This window comes from Janthinobacterium woesei (assembly GCF_051380875.1).
Taxonomy (GTDB): Bacteria; Pseudomonadota; Gammaproteobacteria; order Burkholderiales; family Burkholderiaceae_D; genus Janthinobacterium.
The window spans coordinates 323,225-339,799 of the sequence record NZ_JBNYXW010000001.1 but is presented as its reverse complement, the minus strand read 5'-3'; the positions used below and the strand labels follow the sequence as shown (position 1 = coordinate 339,799).

Annotated in this window: 13 protein-coding genes; 7 read left to right on the top strand and 6 right to left on the bottom strand. The window is 63.2% G+C overall.

Annotation, left to right across the window (positions count from 1 at the left end):
* Positions 1-2,490, bottom strand: coding sequence for a TonB-dependent receptor (locus ACQ4W6_RS01535; RefSeq protein ID WP_436565415.1), 2,490 nt, complete (start codon positions 2,488-2,490; stop codon positions 1-3).
* Positions 2,491-2,594: 104 nt separating this feature from the next.
* Entirely contained in the window at positions 2,595-3,056 is a 462-nt protein-coding gene (locus ACQ4W6_RS01530; RefSeq protein ID WP_034784295.1) for an Lrp/AsnC family transcriptional regulator, read from the bottom strand.
* 99 nt (positions 3,057-3,155) lie between these two features.
* Between ACQ4W6_RS01530 and ilvB the strand changes: the two genes are divergently transcribed.
* A complete protein-coding gene (ilvB, locus tag ACQ4W6_RS01525) occupies positions 3,156-4,925 on the top strand; it encodes a biosynthetic-type acetolactate synthase large subunit (RefSeq protein WP_436565414.1) in 1,770 nt (589 codons plus the stop codon).
* An 8-nt stretch (positions 4,926-4,933) separates the two neighbouring features.
* On the opposite strand, the gene ACQ4W6_RS01520 is transcribed toward ilvB, so the two are convergent.
* Positions 4,934-5,815 (bottom strand): helix-turn-helix domain-containing protein, encoded by an 882-nt coding sequence (locus ACQ4W6_RS01520; protein WP_436565413.1) that lies wholly within the window; start codon positions 5,813-5,815, stop codon positions 4,934-4,936.
* Positions 5,816-5,904: 89 nt separating this feature from the next.
* Here ACQ4W6_RS01520 and ACQ4W6_RS01515 point away from each other — a divergent pair, with 89 nt between their 5' ends.
* From ACQ4W6_RS01515 to bamE, 5 genes are all read left to right on the top strand, one after another.
* Positions 5,905-7,347, top strand: coding sequence for a cytochrome P450 (locus ACQ4W6_RS01515; protein ID WP_436565412.1), 1,443 nt, complete (start codon positions 5,905-5,907; stop codon positions 7,345-7,347).
* Positions 7,348-7,383: 36 nt separating this feature from the next.
* A complete protein-coding gene (locus ACQ4W6_RS01510) occupies positions 7,384-7,845 on the top strand; it encodes a GNAT family N-acetyltransferase (RefSeq protein ID WP_436565411.1) in 462 nt (153 codons plus the stop codon).
* Positions 7,842-8,201, top strand: a complete 360-nt coding sequence (locus tag ACQ4W6_RS01505; RefSeq protein ID WP_436565410.1) for a nucleotide pyrophosphohydrolase — start codon at positions 7,842-7,844, stop codon at positions 8,199-8,201. The genes ACQ4W6_RS01510 and ACQ4W6_RS01505 overlap by 4 nt, the downstream gene beginning before the upstream one ends.
* Positions 8,202-8,263: 62 nt before the next feature.
* A complete protein-coding gene (locus ACQ4W6_RS01500; protein ID WP_436565409.1) occupies positions 8,264-9,052 on the top strand; it encodes a hypothetical protein in 789 nt (262 codons plus the stop codon).
* On the top strand, positions 9,049-9,357 hold the full coding sequence (bamE, locus tag ACQ4W6_RS01495; protein WP_436565408.1) for an outer membrane protein assembly factor BamE domain-containing protein: 309 nt from the start codon (positions 9,049-9,051) through the stop codon (positions 9,355-9,357). The genes ACQ4W6_RS01500 and bamE overlap by 4 nt, the downstream gene beginning before the upstream one ends.
* 45 nt (positions 9,358-9,402) lie before the next feature.
* On the opposite strand, the gene ACQ4W6_RS01490 is transcribed toward bamE, so the two are convergent.
* The 3 genes from ACQ4W6_RS01490 to ACQ4W6_RS01480 all read right to left on the bottom strand — a co-directional run bounded on the left by ACQ4W6_RS01490 (position 9,403) and on the right by ACQ4W6_RS01480 (position 14,782).
* Entirely contained in the window at positions 9,403-11,058 is a 1,656-nt protein-coding gene (locus ACQ4W6_RS01490; protein WP_436565407.1) for a methyl-accepting chemotaxis protein, read from the bottom strand.
* 443 nt (positions 11,059-11,501) lie between these two features.
* Positions 11,502-13,670, bottom strand: coding sequence for a DEAD/DEAH box helicase (locus tag ACQ4W6_RS01485; RefSeq protein ID WP_436565406.1), 2,169 nt, complete (start codon positions 13,668-13,670; stop codon positions 11,502-11,504).
* 260 nt (positions 13,671-13,930) lie between these two features.
* The gene (locus ACQ4W6_RS01480; RefSeq protein ID WP_436565405.1) at positions 13,931-14,782 is read right to left on the bottom strand and encodes an alpha/beta fold hydrolase; all 852 of its coding nucleotides are present in this window, start codon (positions 14,780-14,782) and stop codon (positions 13,931-13,933) included.
* A gap of 135 nt (positions 14,783-14,917) precedes the next feature.
* Between ACQ4W6_RS01480 and ACQ4W6_RS01475 the strand changes: the two genes are divergently transcribed.
* Positions 14,918-16,543 (top strand): M28 family peptidase, encoded by a 1,626-nt coding sequence (locus tag ACQ4W6_RS01475; RefSeq protein WP_436565404.1) that lies wholly within the window; start codon positions 14,918-14,920, stop codon positions 16,541-16,543.
* Positions 16,544-16,575: the final 32 nt, after the last annotated feature.

Sequence of the window (16,575 nt, the reverse complement as noted above, 5' to 3'; positions counted from 1 at the left end):
TCAAAACGCGTAACGCAGGCCCACATTAATCGCGCGCGGCGCGCCGGCCGCATAAAAAGTCGCGTTGACCATCGGATACTCGCCGCCCACGGCGGGCAGCGGACGGGCGGCAAAGTTGCCGTTGGCATCAAAACCTGTCGCGCCCAGCTGTGCGGCCGTCGCATATTGACGGTCGAACAGGTTGCTGACCTGGGCAAACACGCTCAGCTTCGGCGTCAGCTGATATTTCCCCGTCAAGTCGAAGACGGCGTAACCGGCGCTCTTGCCCGACCCCAGATAGGCTAGGCCACCCGGTTGGTGCAAGTTGTTTTCATTGCCGCGCGCATACGCACTCGACACGGCCGTCATGGCCAGCCCCAGCGTCCAGTCGCGTCCGCCCTGATAATCCACATGCGCCTTCAGGATATGGCTGGGCGTCAGGGGAATGCGCTTGCCGGGTGTGATGACGATATTGCCTTCCAGGCCGGGCGCATCCGCATCGCTGCTGCTGTTGGCACTGCCGTTGACGATTTCGCGGCTCTGGTAAGTTGCTTGCAGCCAGGTGTAGTTCACGCCGAAGTCCAGCGCGCCCGCCTTGCCATCGGCCGCCAGCTCGACGCCCTGGTGGCGCGTCTTGCCAAAGTTTTTAAAGTAGCCAAAACCTGCCTGGTTGTCGGCCACGAACAGGATATCGTCATGGTTTTCCGCGCGGAACACACCCGCGCTCCAGCTGGTAATGCTGCCCAGCTTGCCGCGCAGTCCCGCTTCCCACGTCTTGGTCACCACCTGTTTCAGGGGCGGATCGCCAGCCATGGCGTTGGGCAGGCGGCACGGGTTTTCCGGGTCGGCGCAGCCCAGCTCGATGGCTGTCGGCGTGCGGCTGCCTTCGTTGTAGCCCAAGTAGGCACCCACGCCCGCCGCTGGCGCGTAGGCCAGGCCGATGGCAGGGTTGAAGCGGCTGAAGCGGTGGTCGCCATCGAGCGAACCGCTGCCGCCGCCCGGCGTGATGGCGTCGCGGTTGCGCACCGTGCTGCGGTTGTAGCGGCCCGAGACGGTCAAGGTTAAAGCTTGATTGAGCGCAATGCTGTCGCTGGCATACACGCTCCAGGTGCGCATGCGACCGCTCAAGTCGACGCGGTTGTCGACCGGCGTGCCGTCGTCATTGATTTGCGTGCCGTCGGCAAAGAAATCGACGGGCGTGATGCTGCGGTCCGGGTTCAGATAGCCGAACTGGCTGGTCTGGCGGAACGTGGCATGGCTGGTGTCATAAGCGGCGCCGGCCGTGACGGCATGGCGCTGGCCCGCCACCTCACTTTGCAAGGTGAACTGGCCGGAAAAGCCGTAGTTTTCCTGCTCGGTATGGCTGCGGTTGAGCATGCCGTTGCACTTTTCGGCCGGCTCGTCTTTCAACAACACATTGCCGATGCAGCGCCACTTGGGAAATGGCGTATTGGCCGCATTCGCCCCGCTGGCGGGATACCCCGTGTAGCCGGCCGCCGCCAGCGCCGCCCGCTCGGCCGCGCCAGGCTGGTAAATGGACTGGTCGAGCGACGCGTCGTTCAAGTCGCCGTTAAACGTGTGCGTGTTGATCTTGCGGTAGTACACATTGCCCGACAACAGCAAAGCTTCGCTAGCCTGGTGTTTGGCCGTCAGGTTCAGCAGGGTTGCCTTGTTCTGCGTCAAGTCGGGCTTGGTGTAGACGCTGCGGTAGTCGCGCGCCAGCATGCGCTGCTCCTGCAAGCCGTTGCCCGTCAGCGCATTGTCCGCATGCGCCAAGGTGGCGGCGATATCGGTGCGTGCATCGTTCCAGCCCAGCTTGCCAAATAGCTGGCGCACGTCGGATGGCGAATCGTCGCGCCAGCCATCTTCCTTGAAGCGGTTGCCCGTCACATACCAGTGCCAGCCCTGCGCATTGCTGCCGCCATGCTCGAACTCCACGGCGCGCCGCTTATCCGAGCCCAGGCGCGCCTCGATGGCGCTACCGGCGTGGCTGCGGCCATCCTTGGTCTGGATGGCCAGCGCGCCGCCCAGGGTATTCAAGCCAAACAGGGGGTTCGAACCGGGCATCAGGGTCAGCGAGTCGATTGCCATGCGTGGTATCAAGTCCCAGCTGACGACATCGCCAAACGGCTGGTTCAGCCGCATGCCATCCAGGTAGACGGACAGGCCCTGCGGCGTGCCCAGCAGCGGCGAGGCCGTGTAGCCGCGATAGCTGACGTCGGGCTGGAACGGGTTGTTTTGCACCTCGTTGACAACCACGCTGCCCAGGTTGCGGCGCAGAAAGGCCGACAGGTCCAGCGCGCCACTGCGGGCAATCTGCTGCGCGCTGGCCGTCTGCACGGGCGCGGCGATGGCATCGCGCGCCTGCGCCACGCTGGGCAGCGGCATGCTGGCCGTGATGATGACGGTGGGCAAGTCGCCCGCCGCGGCCAGGCTGGCGGCATCAAACGGCTCGGCGGCCTGCGCCTGGCACAGCGCCATGGCGACGGCGGCAAATAAAGTCAGTTTCATGCGAGTCCCCGGTTTTATAGTGGTTCTTATTACTGCCCAGTATCGGACAGCCACCAGGGATGGACTAGGGAAAAACTCCCGCCGTGCAACAACGCGCTGGCTATTCAGCGCTGCAGCGGCAAATAACTCTGTTTCAGCTGGCGCAAGACAAAGCTCGATTTGCTGTGGCGGATGCCGGGAATTTTATACAGGCGCTCGCGCAGCAGCCGCTCATAGTCGCGCGTGTCGCTCACCGCGATGCGCAGATAGTAATCGTAGTCGCCCGAGACCAGGAACGCTTCCAGCACTTCCGGGATCATGGCCAGCGCGTGGCCAAATTCAAACAGGGCCTGGTCGGAATGGTCGTCCAGCGTGACTTGCACGATGACGGTATCGGCCAGGCCCACCTTGGCCGCGTTCACGTTCACCGTGTAGCCCTCGATGACGCCGTCGTCTTCCATGCGCTTGATGCGCGCCCAGCACGGCGACGAAGTCAGGCCCACCTTGGCGCTCAGCTCATGCAGGCTGATGCGGGCGTCCTGCTGCAATGCAGTCAGGATGGCGAGGTCGAATTTGTCGAGTTTCATTCTGTAAACTCCTCATTTTTCAGCAAATTTTGCTTAAATATGTATTTTATACGATAAAACCAGCAGCCTTTTCTGCCCCATCAGGCAGAAAATAAGGCCATGAAACCCGACCACGCCACCCTCCTCGCCCCGCCCTCGCATGCCCCTGCGCCACACAACGGCGCCAGCATCCTCATCGATACCCTGCTGACGCTGGGCGTCGACACCGTCTTTGGCTATCCGGGCGGCGCCGTGCTGCCCCTGTACGACGCGTTGCATGCGCAGCCCCGTTTGCGCCACATCCTCGTGCGCCACGAACAGGCGGCCGTGCATGCGGCCGAAGGCTATGCGCGCAGCACGGGCCGGCCCGGCGTGGTCTTCGTCACCTCAGGCCCCGGCATGAGTAATACCACCACGGGACTGCTCGACGCCCTGTGCGACTCGATCCCCGTCATCTGCATCAGCGGCCAGGTGGCGACCACCAGCATCGGCACGAATGCCTTCCAGGAATGCGACGCGCTGGGCATTTCGCGTCCCGTGACCAAGTGGAACCGGCAAATCCGCACGGCCGACGAGACGGCGGCCGTGGTGCAGCAGGCGTTTGCGCAAGCCACGCAAGGGCGGCCCGGCCCCGTGCTGATCGACTTCCCCAAGGACTTGCAGCTGGCAACCGTCTCGCACGGCGCAGCGCTGCCGGCTATCGCCGCCGTGCCTGTGCCTGTGCCTCTGCCGGACAGCGCCGACATCGAATTGGCCGCCAGCCTGATCGCCGGCGCGCGCCGGCCCGTGTTCTATGGCGGCGGCGGCTTGATCAATTCCGGTCTAGATGCCTGCGCCGCGTTCCAGCAACTGGTGAAACTGGCGGCCGCGCCATGCACCCTGACCCTGCTGGGCCTGGGTGCCTATCCGGCCTCGAATCCCCAGTTTCTCGGCATGCTGGGCATGCACGGCACCCTGGAAGCGAACTTGGCCATGCACCACGCGGATCTGATCGTCTGCGTGGGCGCCCGCTTCGACGACCGCGTCACGGGGCGCCTCGACGCCTTTTGTCCTGGCGCAAAAGTCATCCACGTCGATATCGATCCCGCATCGATCGGCAAGGTGGTGCGCGCCGACGTGGCCCTGCGCGGCGACTGCGCCCCCGTGTTGGCCGCCTTGCTAACTACCGTGCTGGCGCAGCTGCGTGGACGCCTGCTGGCGGACCGCCAGCCGTGGTGGCAGCGCATCGATGCCTGGCGCGCGCAAGATTCGCTGGCGTTCGACGACACGATGGACGTGATCGCGCCGCAAGCGCTGATGCAGCGCCTGCAGGTGGCACTCGATGGACAGGACGCCATCGTCTCCACCGACGTGGGCCAGCACCAGATGTGGGCGGCGCAGCACTTGCGCTTCGAGCAGCCGGGGCGCTGGCTGACCTCGGGCGGGGCCGGCACCATGGGCTATGGCTTGCCGGCCGCCATCGGCGCGCAAATCGCCCACCCGGAGCAATGCGTGGTGTGCGTCAGCGGCGACGCCTCGATATTGATGAATATCCAGGAACTGGCCACCGCCATGCAGCACCGCCTGCCTGTGAAAGTGGTGCTGTCGAACAATGGTTACATGGGCATGGTGCGCCAGTGGCAGGAGCTGATCCATGGCGGGCGCTACAGCCACAGCGATACGCAAGCGCAGCCCGACTTCGTCGCCCTGGCGCGCGCCTTCGGCTGGCAGGCGCACAGCGTCAGCCGGCGAGACGAGCTCGATGCGGCGCTGGCCACCTGCCTGGCGGCGGATGGCCCGTATTTCCTCGACGTGCGCGTGCATGGCGAGGAAAACTGCTTCCCCATGCTGGCGCCCGGCGCCGGGCAGCATGAAATGACGCTAGCCAAGGGAGTGGTCTACGCAGAGTAAAGGCGCCCTCAGCTCCAGATTCTGTAGACCCAATAACTTTCATCATCGCGGCTGGCGCGCGCCAGTTCGGTGGGCGTCAGGCCGGTGATTTCACGCACCTCGCGGCACAGATGGGCCTGGTCGGCGTAGCCGCCCTGGGCGGCGATATCGCTCCACGAGGCCTTGCCCTGCAGCATGACCTCGCGCGCATCGAGAAATGACTGTTCCGCGCGACGCATGCGGCGCAGGGTGCGCATGGGCTGACCGGCCCAGGCCTTGATGCGGCGCTCGACATTGCGCGCGCCGCTGGCCAATCCCGACGAGGCGGCCTGCACGCCCAAGCGGCGGACCCAGTCGGCGATGGCGCCGGCCGGATGGTCGCCGCTTTTGCGCGCCGTCTGCCAGCGCGGCGCAAGGAATGCCTCCACCAGCGCCACGCGGGCATCATCGTCGCTGGCGGCCAGCACGGCGCGCGACAAGGCTTGCCAGTCGGTATCGAACACCTCATCGAAAGGCCGGAACTGGTCGAGCATGGGTGCCATGGCCACGCCCGTCAATGCATGCAGGGCGGCAGGATAAAACATCACCATGAACGCATGCACGGGGCCAGGGTTGTAGCTGACCAGCGGCGTCGACAGGGGGCCGCCGAACAGCGCCGGTGGCATGCGCACATCCGCCAGCGACAGGCCCGGCGCGGCCGCCTCCAGTTCGCCGGCAATGGTCCAGCTGATGCTGCACATGGGCGTGGCGGGAAAGCGGTTCAAGCGCTGCGCCGGCGGCAGCGGCGCGCAGCGCGTCGTATCGCGCACGAGAAAGGCGCGCACGCAGGAAGCGAGCGCGGCGCGCGGCGCAATCAGGCGCGTGACGGGAGCAGTGGCGGTGGACATGTCGGCCATTGTAGCGGGATTCATCGGCGAGCGATGATGTCGTAAACGTTCTATACATTGCCCCGTCCACGCGCTACAGTCATGCCATTGTCGCCATCGACCAGGAGTACGCCATGCCGCCACTCGACCACGCCGCCGCGCCAGCGACCGCCACCGCCTTGCGCCAGATCCGCCAGTTGCCAGGCCCCTTCGCCCTGCCCATCGTCGGCAATAGTTTGCAATTGAAACTGACGCGTATCCACGTTGACGTGGAGCAATGGGTACGGCGCTACGGCCCCTACCTGCGCGCCTGGTTTGGCCGCACCCTGGTGCTGGTGGTGGCCGACAGCGAGGCCGTCTCGGCCGTGCTGCGCGACCGGCCCGACGGTTTTCGCCGTCCACTCAGCAGTTCCATCGTCTCGGAAGAGATGGGCGGCATCCCCGGCCTGTTCCTGGCCGAGGGCACAGAGTGGCGCAACCAGCGCCGCATGGTCATGGCCGGCATGGCGCCGGGCGCGATCAAGGCATATTTCCCCGCGCTGGTGACGGTGGCGCAGCGCTTGCAGCGGCGCTGGCAGGCGGCGGCACTGGGTGGCCAGGCGATCAGCCTCGATGGCGACCTGAAACGCTACACGGTCGACATCATCGCCGGCTTGGCCTTTGGCACCGAAGTCAATACGCTCGAATCGGGCGAAGACGTGATCCAGCGCCACATGGACGACATCCTGCCCGCCGTGGCGCGGCGCAGCCTGTCGATGCTGCCGTACTGGCGCTACTTCAAGCTGCCCGCCGACCGGCGCCTGGACCGCGACGTGGCGGCGCTGGGCGCGGCCGTGGCCGGCCTGGTGCAGCAGGCGCGCACGCGCATGGCGCACGACCCGGCGCGCCGCGAGCGTCCGCCCAACCTGTTAGAGGCCATGATCGCCGCCGCCGACCTGGAAGGCAGCGGCGTAACCGACCGCAATGTGGCCGGCAATGTGCTGACCATGCTGCTGGCCGGCGAAGACACGACGGCCAATACGATTTCCTGGATGATTTACTTACTGAAATCCAATCCACACTGTTTGGCACGGGCGCGCGAGGAAGTGCGGCGCCTGGCGCCCGATACCGCCAGCTTCACCATCGAGCAGATGGACAGCCTCGATTACCTTGGCGCCTGCGCCAGCGAAGCCATGCGCCTGAAACCGGTGGCGCCCTTCCTGCCCGTCGAAGCGTTGCGCGACACGGTCATCGCCGACATTGCCGTGCCGGCCGGCAGCCTGGTGTGGTGCGTGATGCGCCACGATACCGTTTCCGACGCGCACTTTCCCCAGGCGCAGGCATTCGTGCCCGAGCGCTGGTTGGCCGAGTGCGGCGAGGCAAACAACAAGCGCGCCGCCATGCCCTTCGGCGCCGGCTTGCGCACCTGTCCCGGACGCTACCTGGCCTTGCTGGAAATCAAGATCGCCATGGCCATGCTGCTGGGCAGCTTCGACATCGCGGGCGTCGACACGCCCGATGGTGGCGAGGCGCAGGAACTGATGGGCTTTGTGATGTCGCCCATCGGCCTGTCGCTGCGTTTGGAGCGGCCCCAGTGATACCATGGAGGCATCTCGTTCACTCGACCTTTCCCCATGACAATCCGACTGGAATCGCCGCAGCAAGCCGATGTGCAGGCCCTGATCGCCGAGCTTGATGCGTATCAACAAACCCTGTATCCGGCCGAATGCGTGTATTCGCTGGACCTGGCATCCTTGCCGCCGGACACCTTACTGTTCGCCGTCGCCCGCGACGCAGCGGGAATGGCGCGCGCCTGCGGCGCCATCGTCGTCACACCCGCCTTTGGCGAGATCAAGCGCATGTACGTGCATCCGGACTGCCGTGGCCTGGGCCTGGCCAAGCGTCTGCTGGCCTTGCTGGAAGAACAGGCGCTGGCGCGCGGCTGCCGTTTGCTGACCTTGGAAACGGGCATCCACCAGCCCGAGGCGATCGCCCTGTACGCGCGCCACGGCTATCAAAAGCGGGGGCCATACGGCGACTATCCGGACGACCCATTTAGTGTCTTCATGGAAAAACCACTGCAGGCCGCAGCATGACCTCACCCACCGACAGCCTGCTTGACATCCGCGCGCGCCTGCGCGCCTTTACCAGTGAACGCGACTGGGAGCAGTTCCACACGCCAAAAAACCTGGCCATGGCCCTGTCCGTGGAAGTGGCCGAACTGGTGGAACACTACCAGTGGCTGCCCACGGGCGCGGACGGCGAACTGGACGAGGCGAAGCGCACGGGCATCCGCCATGAACTGGCCGACGTGCTGATGTACCTGGTGCGCCTGGCCGACAAGAGCGGCGTCGACCTGCACGCGGCCGTACTGGAAAAGATGGAACTGAACGCGCTGAAATACCCGGCGCAGCAAGTGCGCGGCGATGCGCGCAAATACAGCGAGTACTGAGGCCGAGTACTGACGCCCTCACCCGTGCGTGGCTGCCGCGCAAAAAAGCGTAGCATCGGGCCATGCGCATCCATTCATCATTGTTGCTCGTTTGCTTGCTCACCGACACTATTGCGCTGGCGCAAACTGCGCCCCTGCCGCAGGTGAAAGTGGACGCCACGCGCGACCCCGTGGATAAATCCTACCGCAAGATGCTGCAGGGCGTGGAGCGCTTCGAGCGCGATCATGCGCTGGCGCCGCAATCGACCTTGCGCTTTCGTTTGCTGCCGCGCCAGCCCGGCGTGGACATGACGGGCGTGCAGCTGCGCATCGCTGGCGACACGCTCAGCATTGCCCTGCCCCTGGCCGCCGACAACAGCTTTGCCCCCGTGCGCAACGAGCAAGCGCTGCGCGAAAACGCCGTGCTGATCGCCAACCGCAAGGCCACGACCATGAGCTGGCGCGCACAGGTGATTACTTCCGGCTTGCCGTCCGGCACGCGGCGCCTGGGCGACTTGCGCCTGGAATGCCGCGCCGGCATGGATTCGGGCCTGATTTCGAACGACCCGGAAATCATTTCATGGCTGTCCAGCATGCTCTACAGCACGGACAAGGTCTGCTCGCAGCCCGATGGCAATTACCTGTTCTTCGCAGAACGCCCCCTGTTCGGCGTGACCCTCGTGCATGGCGAACGCAGGGTGACGCTGCCGTTCAAGATGCTGTACGCGGGCGGCGAACAGACCACCGCCTCGCTGCCCTACTGCGATTGCCAGGTGTTGCTCGACCGCACGTATTACGCGCCGCTGTGGGATAGCAGCTGGCCCGACGATACCTTGCTGGAATTTAACTACATGGACGAGGTGGTGCCGTGAAATGGCTGGCTGTTTTGGCGCTGGCATTCCTGGCCGCCTGCTCCGGCACGCGCGCCTTGCAGGCAAGCAAGAATGTGCCGTACGCTACCCTGGAGCAGACGGTGCGGGTGGGCAGCAGCACGCGCGAGCAGGTGCGCGCCGCGCTGGGCGAGAGCACGTCCATCCGCTTCGACAGCGGCAATGAAGTATGGATGTACACCTACCCGGCAGCGACGGGGACGCAGGGGGAGTTCGTGATCTTGTTTAGTGCCGATGGGGTGGTGCAGAAGGTGCGCAGCGGGGAAGTGTACTGGCTGAAGAAGTAACAACGTTTGATGACCCCGCCAGCGCAGAGCTGACGGGGTAATTTCTTACCGTGCCTTCAACAGCGCGCGCGACGCCATGCCAGCGCCCACGCTGCGGCCTACGCCGGTGGCCTTGCGCTTGGGCGAGGTTTTCAATTTAAAAATGCCGATCGACTGGGCCACGCTGTTGGTGCGCTGCGCCAGGTTGGCCGCCGCTGCCGCCGCTTCTTCCACCAGGGCGGCATTCTGCTGCGTGATGCCATCCATGTGGATGACGGCCTGGTTGACCTGGCCGATGCCCTGGTTCTGTTCGCGCGTGGTCGAAGAAATTTCGTCCATCACTTCCGTCACGCGGGCCACCGAGGCGATCACTTCCGTCATGGTGGCGCCCGCATTGCTGGTCAGCACGCTGCCCGCGTTCACCGTGGCGATCGAATGGTCGATCAGGTTCTTCACTTCCTTGGCCGCTGTGGCCGAGCGCTGCGCCAGGCTGCGCACTTCGCCCGCCACGACAGCGAAGCCACGGCCATGCTCGCCTGCGCGGGCCGCTTCCACGGCCGCGTTCAAGGCCAGGATATTCGTCTGGAAGGCAATGCCGTCGATCAAGCCGATGATGTCGAGAATCTTGCGCGACGAGGTGCTGATCTCATCCATCGTGGTGACCACTTCGCTGACGATGGTGCCGCCCTTGGCGGCGATGGTCGACGCCTGCGCCGCCAGGTCGTTGGCCGTGGCCACGTGGTCGGCGCTGTTTTGCACCGTCGACGTCAGCTGCTCCATGCTGGCCGCCGTCTGTTCCAGGCTGGAAGCCTGCGATTCGGTGCGGCTGGAGAGGTCCATATTGCCCGTGGCAATTTCAGCCGTGGTGATGCGGATATCCTCGAAGTTGGCGCGCACGTCGCCGATGATGCTGTGCAGATTGATATTGGTTTGGCGCAAGGCCGCCATCAATTGCCCCATGTCATCATCGCGCACCTTGTCGATGACGCCCGTCAGGTCGCCGCCGGCCATCTTGCGCGCCACCGTGATGGCGTCGCCCAGCGGCGTGACCAGAGAATTATGCAAGTGGGCCCAGAAATACAGCATCAGCGCCACGGCAGCGGCAGCAGCACCGCTGAGCCAGCCGCGCGTGGCCGTGCTGGTGTCGCCATCGATATTCCACACGGCGCAGCCGAGCATCGCCAGCACCACGCCAAAGATGACGCAATGCAGCGCGAGATCCTGCGACAGGCTCAGCTTGCACCATTCGGCCAGCTTGGCGTCCCAGCCCTGCGTGACGACGCGGCCATTGCGTATCGCCAAGTTGGCAACATTGCCATCCTTGAAGCTTTTATACAGGGCCGACGCCTCGCCCACCTGCTCGCGCGTGGGCTTGGTGCGCACGGACATATAGCCGATCGGGCGGCCGTTTTCAATCACCGGCGTGATATTCGCGAAGACCCAATAGAAATCGCCATTCTTGCAGCGGTTCTTGACCATGCCGGTCCACGGCATGCCGCTCTTGATCGTCGCCCACAGGTCGGCAAACGCTTCGACCGGCATATCGGGATGACGCAAAATATTCTGTGGTGCACCCAGCAGTTCCATTTCTGAAAAACCGCTGACTTCAATGAAATACTGATTCGCGTAATTGATGTTTCCCTGTAAATCCGTCGTGGAAACAATCGTCATGCCTTCATTTAATACGTATTCATTTTGCGTGATAGGCGTATTGACCCGCATCCGTCGCTCCTCTATTTTTTTCATTTAGCATAACAAAAACATAAAAACAATATACCACATCAAGCCTCCGCGAGATATCGCCGCGATGACTGCGACGCTGATCAAACAATATAATAAAAATCAATATTTTTATATTTTAGAATTTATTTTCACACAACTTAGTTGCATTTATTGAAATGTGAAACTTTAATTGATTGCGCGACAAATAATTAATTAAATATTATTTATTGTTGTTGGGCGCGATAAACAAGGCACATGCGCTGGCTAAAAGATGGCGCATGCACATTTATATATCAAATGCATAACAACAATCATCGGCATGCTTAACGCAGCGATAAGGTTCGTTTCTTTGGGGAAAATAAAAACTGGCGCGAGCGCGCCAGTCAGGGATGTGTCTCCAATCCGCGACACAGGCGCCGGGGAGGCGCCCGTGAGGAGATTGCTTACTTAAAGGTCTTGCGCGGTGGCGACTTCGGACGCGGTGCCGCAGGCTTGCGTTCCGTGGTGCCGTCATCCAGGCTGATGCGCAGTTTCTGGCCCGAGACCACGACCGATTTCAGGTGGTCGAGGATTTCCGGTGGCATGCCTTCCGGCAAGTCCAGCACGCTGTAGTTGTCAAAGATATCAATACGACCGATATGCTTGGCTTCCAGGTTCGCTTCGTTGGCGATGGCGCCGACGATATTGCTTGGCGTGACTGCGTGCTCACGGCCCACTTCGATACGGTAGGCCGTCACGCCTGGACGTGGACGTTCCTTCTTCGGTGCGCGTGCTGGCGCGTCGCTGGCAACATCGGCTGGCGCATCCTTGAATGCCGGTGCCGTTTTGGCGGCGAACGGCTTGCGCGGTGCGGCTGGCGGTGCCAGGTCCGGTGCATCGCCATCGCGGCTGATACGCAATTGCTGGCCAGCAACCCAGACGGTTTTCAGCTGCTCCAGCAATTCCTTCGGCATGCTGTCTGGCAAGTCCAGGACGCTATAGTCGTCATAGATTTCGATGCGGCCGATGTTTTTCGAATCGATGCCCGCTTCGTTAGCAATGGCGCCGACGATATTGCCCGGCTTCACGCCATGCTGATGACCCACTTCAATGCGGAAAGTCTGCATGCCGGCGTCTGCTGGACGGGAGATGCGTTCCTTTTTCGGGAAGGCCGAACGTTCGCTGCGCTCGCCACGCTCACTACGCTCATTGCGCTCGAAACGGTCGCCCCGTTCCGGACGGTCGTTACGTTCAAAGCGGTCCTGGCGTGCCGGACGGTCATCTTGCCAGGTGGCTTGCTCGCGCTGCTTGTTCTTGTCCAGCAGCAAAGGCACATTGCCACGGGCCATCTTCGCCAGGGCGGCGGCGATTTCGATGGCAGGAATGTTCTGTTCGCGCTCGAAATCTTCGATCAGCGACTGGAACTGCTCCAGTTCGCCCAGGGCCAGGGTTTCGCTGATCTGTTCCTTGAACTTGGCGATGCGCACGTCGTTGACGGCCTGGATCGAAGGCAGTTCCAGCATGCCGATCGGCTGGCGCGTCGAACGTTCGATGGCTTTCAACAAGTTCTTTTCACGCGGCGTGATGAACAAAATCGCTTCGCCGCTGCGGCCGGCGCGGCCCGTACGGCCGATACGGTGGGTATAGCTTTCCGGATCGTGCGGCACGTCGTAGTTGATGACGTGGCTGATGCGCTCGACGTCCAGGCCGCGGGCGGCCACGTCGGTTGCCACGAGGATGTCGATCTTGCCGTCTTTCAACTGCTGGATCGTGCGCTCGCGCTGCGCTTGCTGGATGTCGCCATTGATGGCGGCAGCCGAGAAGCCACGCGCTTGCAACTTGCCGGCCAGCTCTTCCGTGCCCAGCTTGGTGCGGGCGAAGATGATCATGCCGTCAAACGCTTCCGCTTCCAGGATGCGTGTCAGTGCGTCGAGCTTGTGCATGCCCGACACCAGCCAGTAGCGCTGGCGGATGTTATCGGCCGTACCGGTCTTGGCGGCGACCGTCACTTCGGCCGGGTTCATCAGGTAGGTGGTGGCGATGCGCTTGATGACGGAAGGCATGGTGGCCGAGAACAGGGCCGTTTGATGGCCTTCCGGCGTTTCTTTCAAGATGCGTTCGACATCGTCGATAAAGCCCATGCGCAGCATTTCATCGGCTTCATCGAGCACCAGCGTCTTCAGCTTGGACAGGTCGAGCGAACCCTTGTCCAGGTGATCGATGACGCGGCCAGGGGTGCCGACGATGACGTGCACGCCGCGGCGCAGGGCCGACAGTTGCGGGCCGTAGCTTTGGCCGCCGTAGATCGGCAGCACGTGGAAGCCGGGAATGTGGGCGGCATACACCTGGAATGCTTCGGCGACCTGGATGGCCAGTTCGCGCGTCGGTGCCAGGACCAGGGCTTGGGGTGAGCTTTGTTTCAGATCAATGCGCGACAGGATCGGCAAGGCGAAGGCGGCGGTTTTACCCGTGCCCGTTTGCGCCTGGCCCAGCACGTCGCGGTTAGCGAGCAACAATGGAATCGTGGCCGCCTGAATAGGCGACGGTGTTTCGTAACCGACATCCTTGAGCGCGCGAATCAGCGGCTCGCTCAGGTTAAGGTCGGAAAATAAAGAAATTGGTGTATCAGACATGAAATCACTCACAAGTTCGCTCGAATCGCCCAATGCGAAAGAGTGTAGCCGCTAGTTTACTCTTTACTGGCCCTTACCGGGTGGCTGCAAGCCGCAGAACGCCGTTTTTTGCGGCATATCGACCGAAAAACCCCAGAAACATCGGCGATCCGCACGCAATTGCCGCGTGCTTTCGCCAATATTGAATGATACATAACAATGCTGGCACTGCTCAAATTCCAGGCAGCAATAGCCATGCCGGGCACGGTTTGTCGCTACGATCAGGTGCGCAGGAACTCCAGCAAGTCATCGTTCAGGCGATCCTTGTGCGTCGTCGCCAGGCCGTGCGGCGCGCCCGCATACACGAGCAGCTTGCTGCCGATGATGAGTTCGGCGGTGCGCCGCGCCGAGGCGGCAATCGGCACGATCTGGTCATCGTCGCCGTGGATCACCAGCGTCGGCACGTCGAATTTACCCAGGTCAGCGGTGAAATCCGTTTCCGAAAATTGCTCGATGCACAGGTAGGATGCCGGCATGCCCGCCTGCATGCCCTGGCGCCAGAAGCTGTCGCGCACGCCCTGCGAGGGTGTCGCATCGGGCCGGTTGTAGCCATAGAAGGCCACGCTCAAGTCGGAAAAGAACTGGCTGCGGTCGGCCTGCACGCCGGCGCGGATGCCATCAAAGGTGGACTTGGGCAAGCCCAGCGGATTGTCTGGCGTTTGCAGCATCAGCGGCGGCACGGCACCCACCAGCACGGCGCCGGCCAGGCGGTCCGTGCCATGGCGGCCAATGTAGCGCGCCACTTCGCCGCCGCCCGTCGAGTGGCCGACCAGGGTGGCATCCGTCAAGTCGAGCGCCGTGATCAGCGCGGCCAAGTCGTCGGCATAGGTATCCATGTCGTTGCCGCCGAAGGGCTGGCTTGAGCGGCCATGGCCGCGCCGGTCGTGCGCGATGACGCGGTAGCCGTGCGAGGCGAGGAAAAACATCTGGTCTTCCCAGGCGTCAGACGACAGCGGCCAGCCATGGCTGAAGACGACGGCTGGCCCGCTGCCCCAGTCCTTGTAGTAAATCAAGGTTCCGTCTGCGGTACGCAGGGTATGACTCGATTGCAAGCTGTTGTCGGTGGCAGTCATGAATTGCTCCTGGTCGGTGGGCCAGCAGCCATTGTGGCCGCATTCGCCGTTCGCGCGCCGCACGCTACGTTCAAGTCTTGCGGTAGAGTAAGATTGCCGCTGCTTTGCTTTCCCGTATTCACTTTTGGAGTCGCCATGCGTCCTACCTTCGTTCTCGCCGCCAGCCTGCTCGGCACGGCCGCCCTCGCCCAACCCATCGTCGCCGAAGTGCCGCTGCGCGCCCATTTGTCATTCCTGGCCGATGACTTGCTCGAAGGGCGCGGCACGGGCCAGCGCGGCGGCGACCTGGCCGTGCGCTACCTGGAAACCCAGGCGGCCGTGCTGGGCTTGCAGCCCCTGAAGGATGGCAGCTACCGCCAGGCGCTGACCATCGTCGGCAGCAAGGCCTTGCCATCGAGCAGCGTGAGCTTCAGCGCGGGCGGCAAGACGCTCGCGCCCGCCTTCGGCAAGGACATCGTCTTTGGCGCGGCCAACGGCAAGGAAAAAGTGGCGTTCGACGCGCCCGTGGTGTTTGCCGGCTACGGCATCCGCGCGCCAGAAGAAAACTGGGACGATTTCAAGGGCGTTGATGTAAAAGGCAAGCTGGTGATCATGATGGTCAACGACCCGCAGCCCACTGCTGCCCAACCGAAGCGCTTTGCCGGCAAGTCGCTGACGTATTACGGCCGCTGGGTCTACAAATACGAGGAAGCGCTGCGCCAGGGCGCCGCCGGGGTCTTGCTGATCCACACGACGGAATCGGCCTCGTATCCGTGGTCGGTGCCGGCTAACGGTTTCGGCCATGAACGCTTCAGCCTGGCTGGCGCGGGCAACGCCATGGAAGGCTGGCTGCAGGAAGAGGCGGCGCGCGCCCTGTTCCAGGCGGCCGGGCAAGACCTGGACGCCCTGCGCGCGCAAGCCGAAACGCGCGACTTCCGCCCCGTGGCGCTGGACGCTACCGTTAAAGTCGTGCTGAACAGCCAGATCCGCAGCATCGAGCAATTCAACGTGGCCGGCATCGTGCCGGGCACCGACCCCAAGCTGAAGGACGAAGCCGTGATTTACTCGGCGCACTGGGACCACCTGGGCAAGGATGACGAGGGTAGCGCCCAAGGTGTCAAACAGGGCCAGAGCGACCACATCTACAACGGCGCCATCGACAACGCTTCGGGCGCAGCGGCCCTGCTGGCGATGGCGCAAGTTGCTGTCAAACAACCTGCGCGCCGCACGCAGATCTTCCTGTGGCCGGCCGGCGAGGAAACGGGCATGCTGGGCAGCACGGCCTACACGCGCAATCCATTATGGCCGCTGGCCAAGACGGCCGCCGACCTGAACCTCGACAGCATGAACTTCGTTGGCAAGACGCACGATATTGGCGTAGCCGGCGCCGAGCGCAGCAGCCTGTACGCCAGCGCCGGCAAGGTGGCCAAGCGCATGGGCCTGCGTTTGGCGCCCACCATTGCCGATCTGTCCGGCGCCTTTTACCGGGCCGACCACTTCGCCTTCGCCAAGGCCGGCGTACCCGCCTTCAACGTGGGCTCGGCCGTGTTTTCCGGCGATGGCTCGTTTGACTTCGTCACCGATCCCAAGGCATCGGGCGAGCGCATGGTGGCCTTCAAGAAGGACTACCACCAGATCACCGACGAGTACAAGCCATCGTGGGACTTGTCAGGCATGGTGCAGCAGGCACAGTTCACCCTCAACCTGGGCTATGCAGTGGCGAACGACAAGAACTTGCCTACGTGGAACAAGGGCGAGGCGTTTGGCAAGGTAAAGCGCTAAGCACCATCAAAAACACCGGCCTTGGCCGGTGT

Excerpts from the sequence above, each read along its gene's own strand:
- ACQ4W6_RS01475 (WP_436565404.1), top strand. The coding sequence starts at position 14,918 with ATGCGTCCTACCTTCGTTCTCGCCGCCAGCCTGCTCGGCACGGCCGCC.
- ilvB (WP_436565414.1), top strand. The coding sequence starts at position 3,156 with ATGAAACCCGACCACGCCACCCTCCTCGCCCCGCCCTCGCATGCCCCT.
- ACQ4W6_RS01480 (WP_436565405.1), bottom strand. The coding sequence starts at position 14,782 with ATGACTGCCACCGACAACAGCTTGCAATCGAGTCATACCCTGCGTACC.
- ACQ4W6_RS01510 (WP_436565411.1), top strand. The coding sequence starts at position 7,384 with ATGACAATCCGACTGGAATCGCCGCAGCAAGCCGATGTGCAGGCCCTG.
- ACQ4W6_RS01505 (WP_436565410.1), top strand. The coding sequence starts at position 7,842 with ATGACCTCACCCACCGACAGCCTGCTTGACATCCGCGCGCGCCTGCGC.
- ACQ4W6_RS01530 (WP_034784295.1), bottom strand. The coding sequence starts at position 3,056 with ATGAAACTCGACAAATTCGACCTCGCCATCCTGACTGCATTGCAGCAG.
- ACQ4W6_RS01535 (WP_436565415.1), bottom strand. The coding sequence starts at position 2,490 with ATGAAACTGACTTTATTTGCCGCCGTCGCCATGGCGCTGTGCCAGGCG.
- ACQ4W6_RS01500 (WP_436565409.1), top strand. The coding sequence starts at position 8,264 with ATGCGCATCCATTCATCATTGTTGCTCGTTTGCTTGCTCACCGACACT.
- ACQ4W6_RS01490 (WP_436565407.1), bottom strand. The coding sequence starts at position 11,058 with ATGCGGGTCAATACGCCTATCACGCAAAATGAATACGTATTAAATGAA.
- ACQ4W6_RS01520 (WP_436565413.1), bottom strand. The coding sequence starts at position 5,815 with ATGAATCCCGCTACAATGGCCGACATGTCCACCGCCACTGCTCCCGTC.
- ACQ4W6_RS01485 (WP_436565406.1), bottom strand. The coding sequence starts at position 13,670 with ATGTCTGATACACCAATTTCTTTATTTTCCGACCTTAACCTGAGCGAG.
- ACQ4W6_RS01515 (WP_436565412.1), top strand. The coding sequence starts at position 5,905 with ATGCCGCCACTCGACCACGCCGCCGCGCCAGCGACCGCCACCGCCTTG.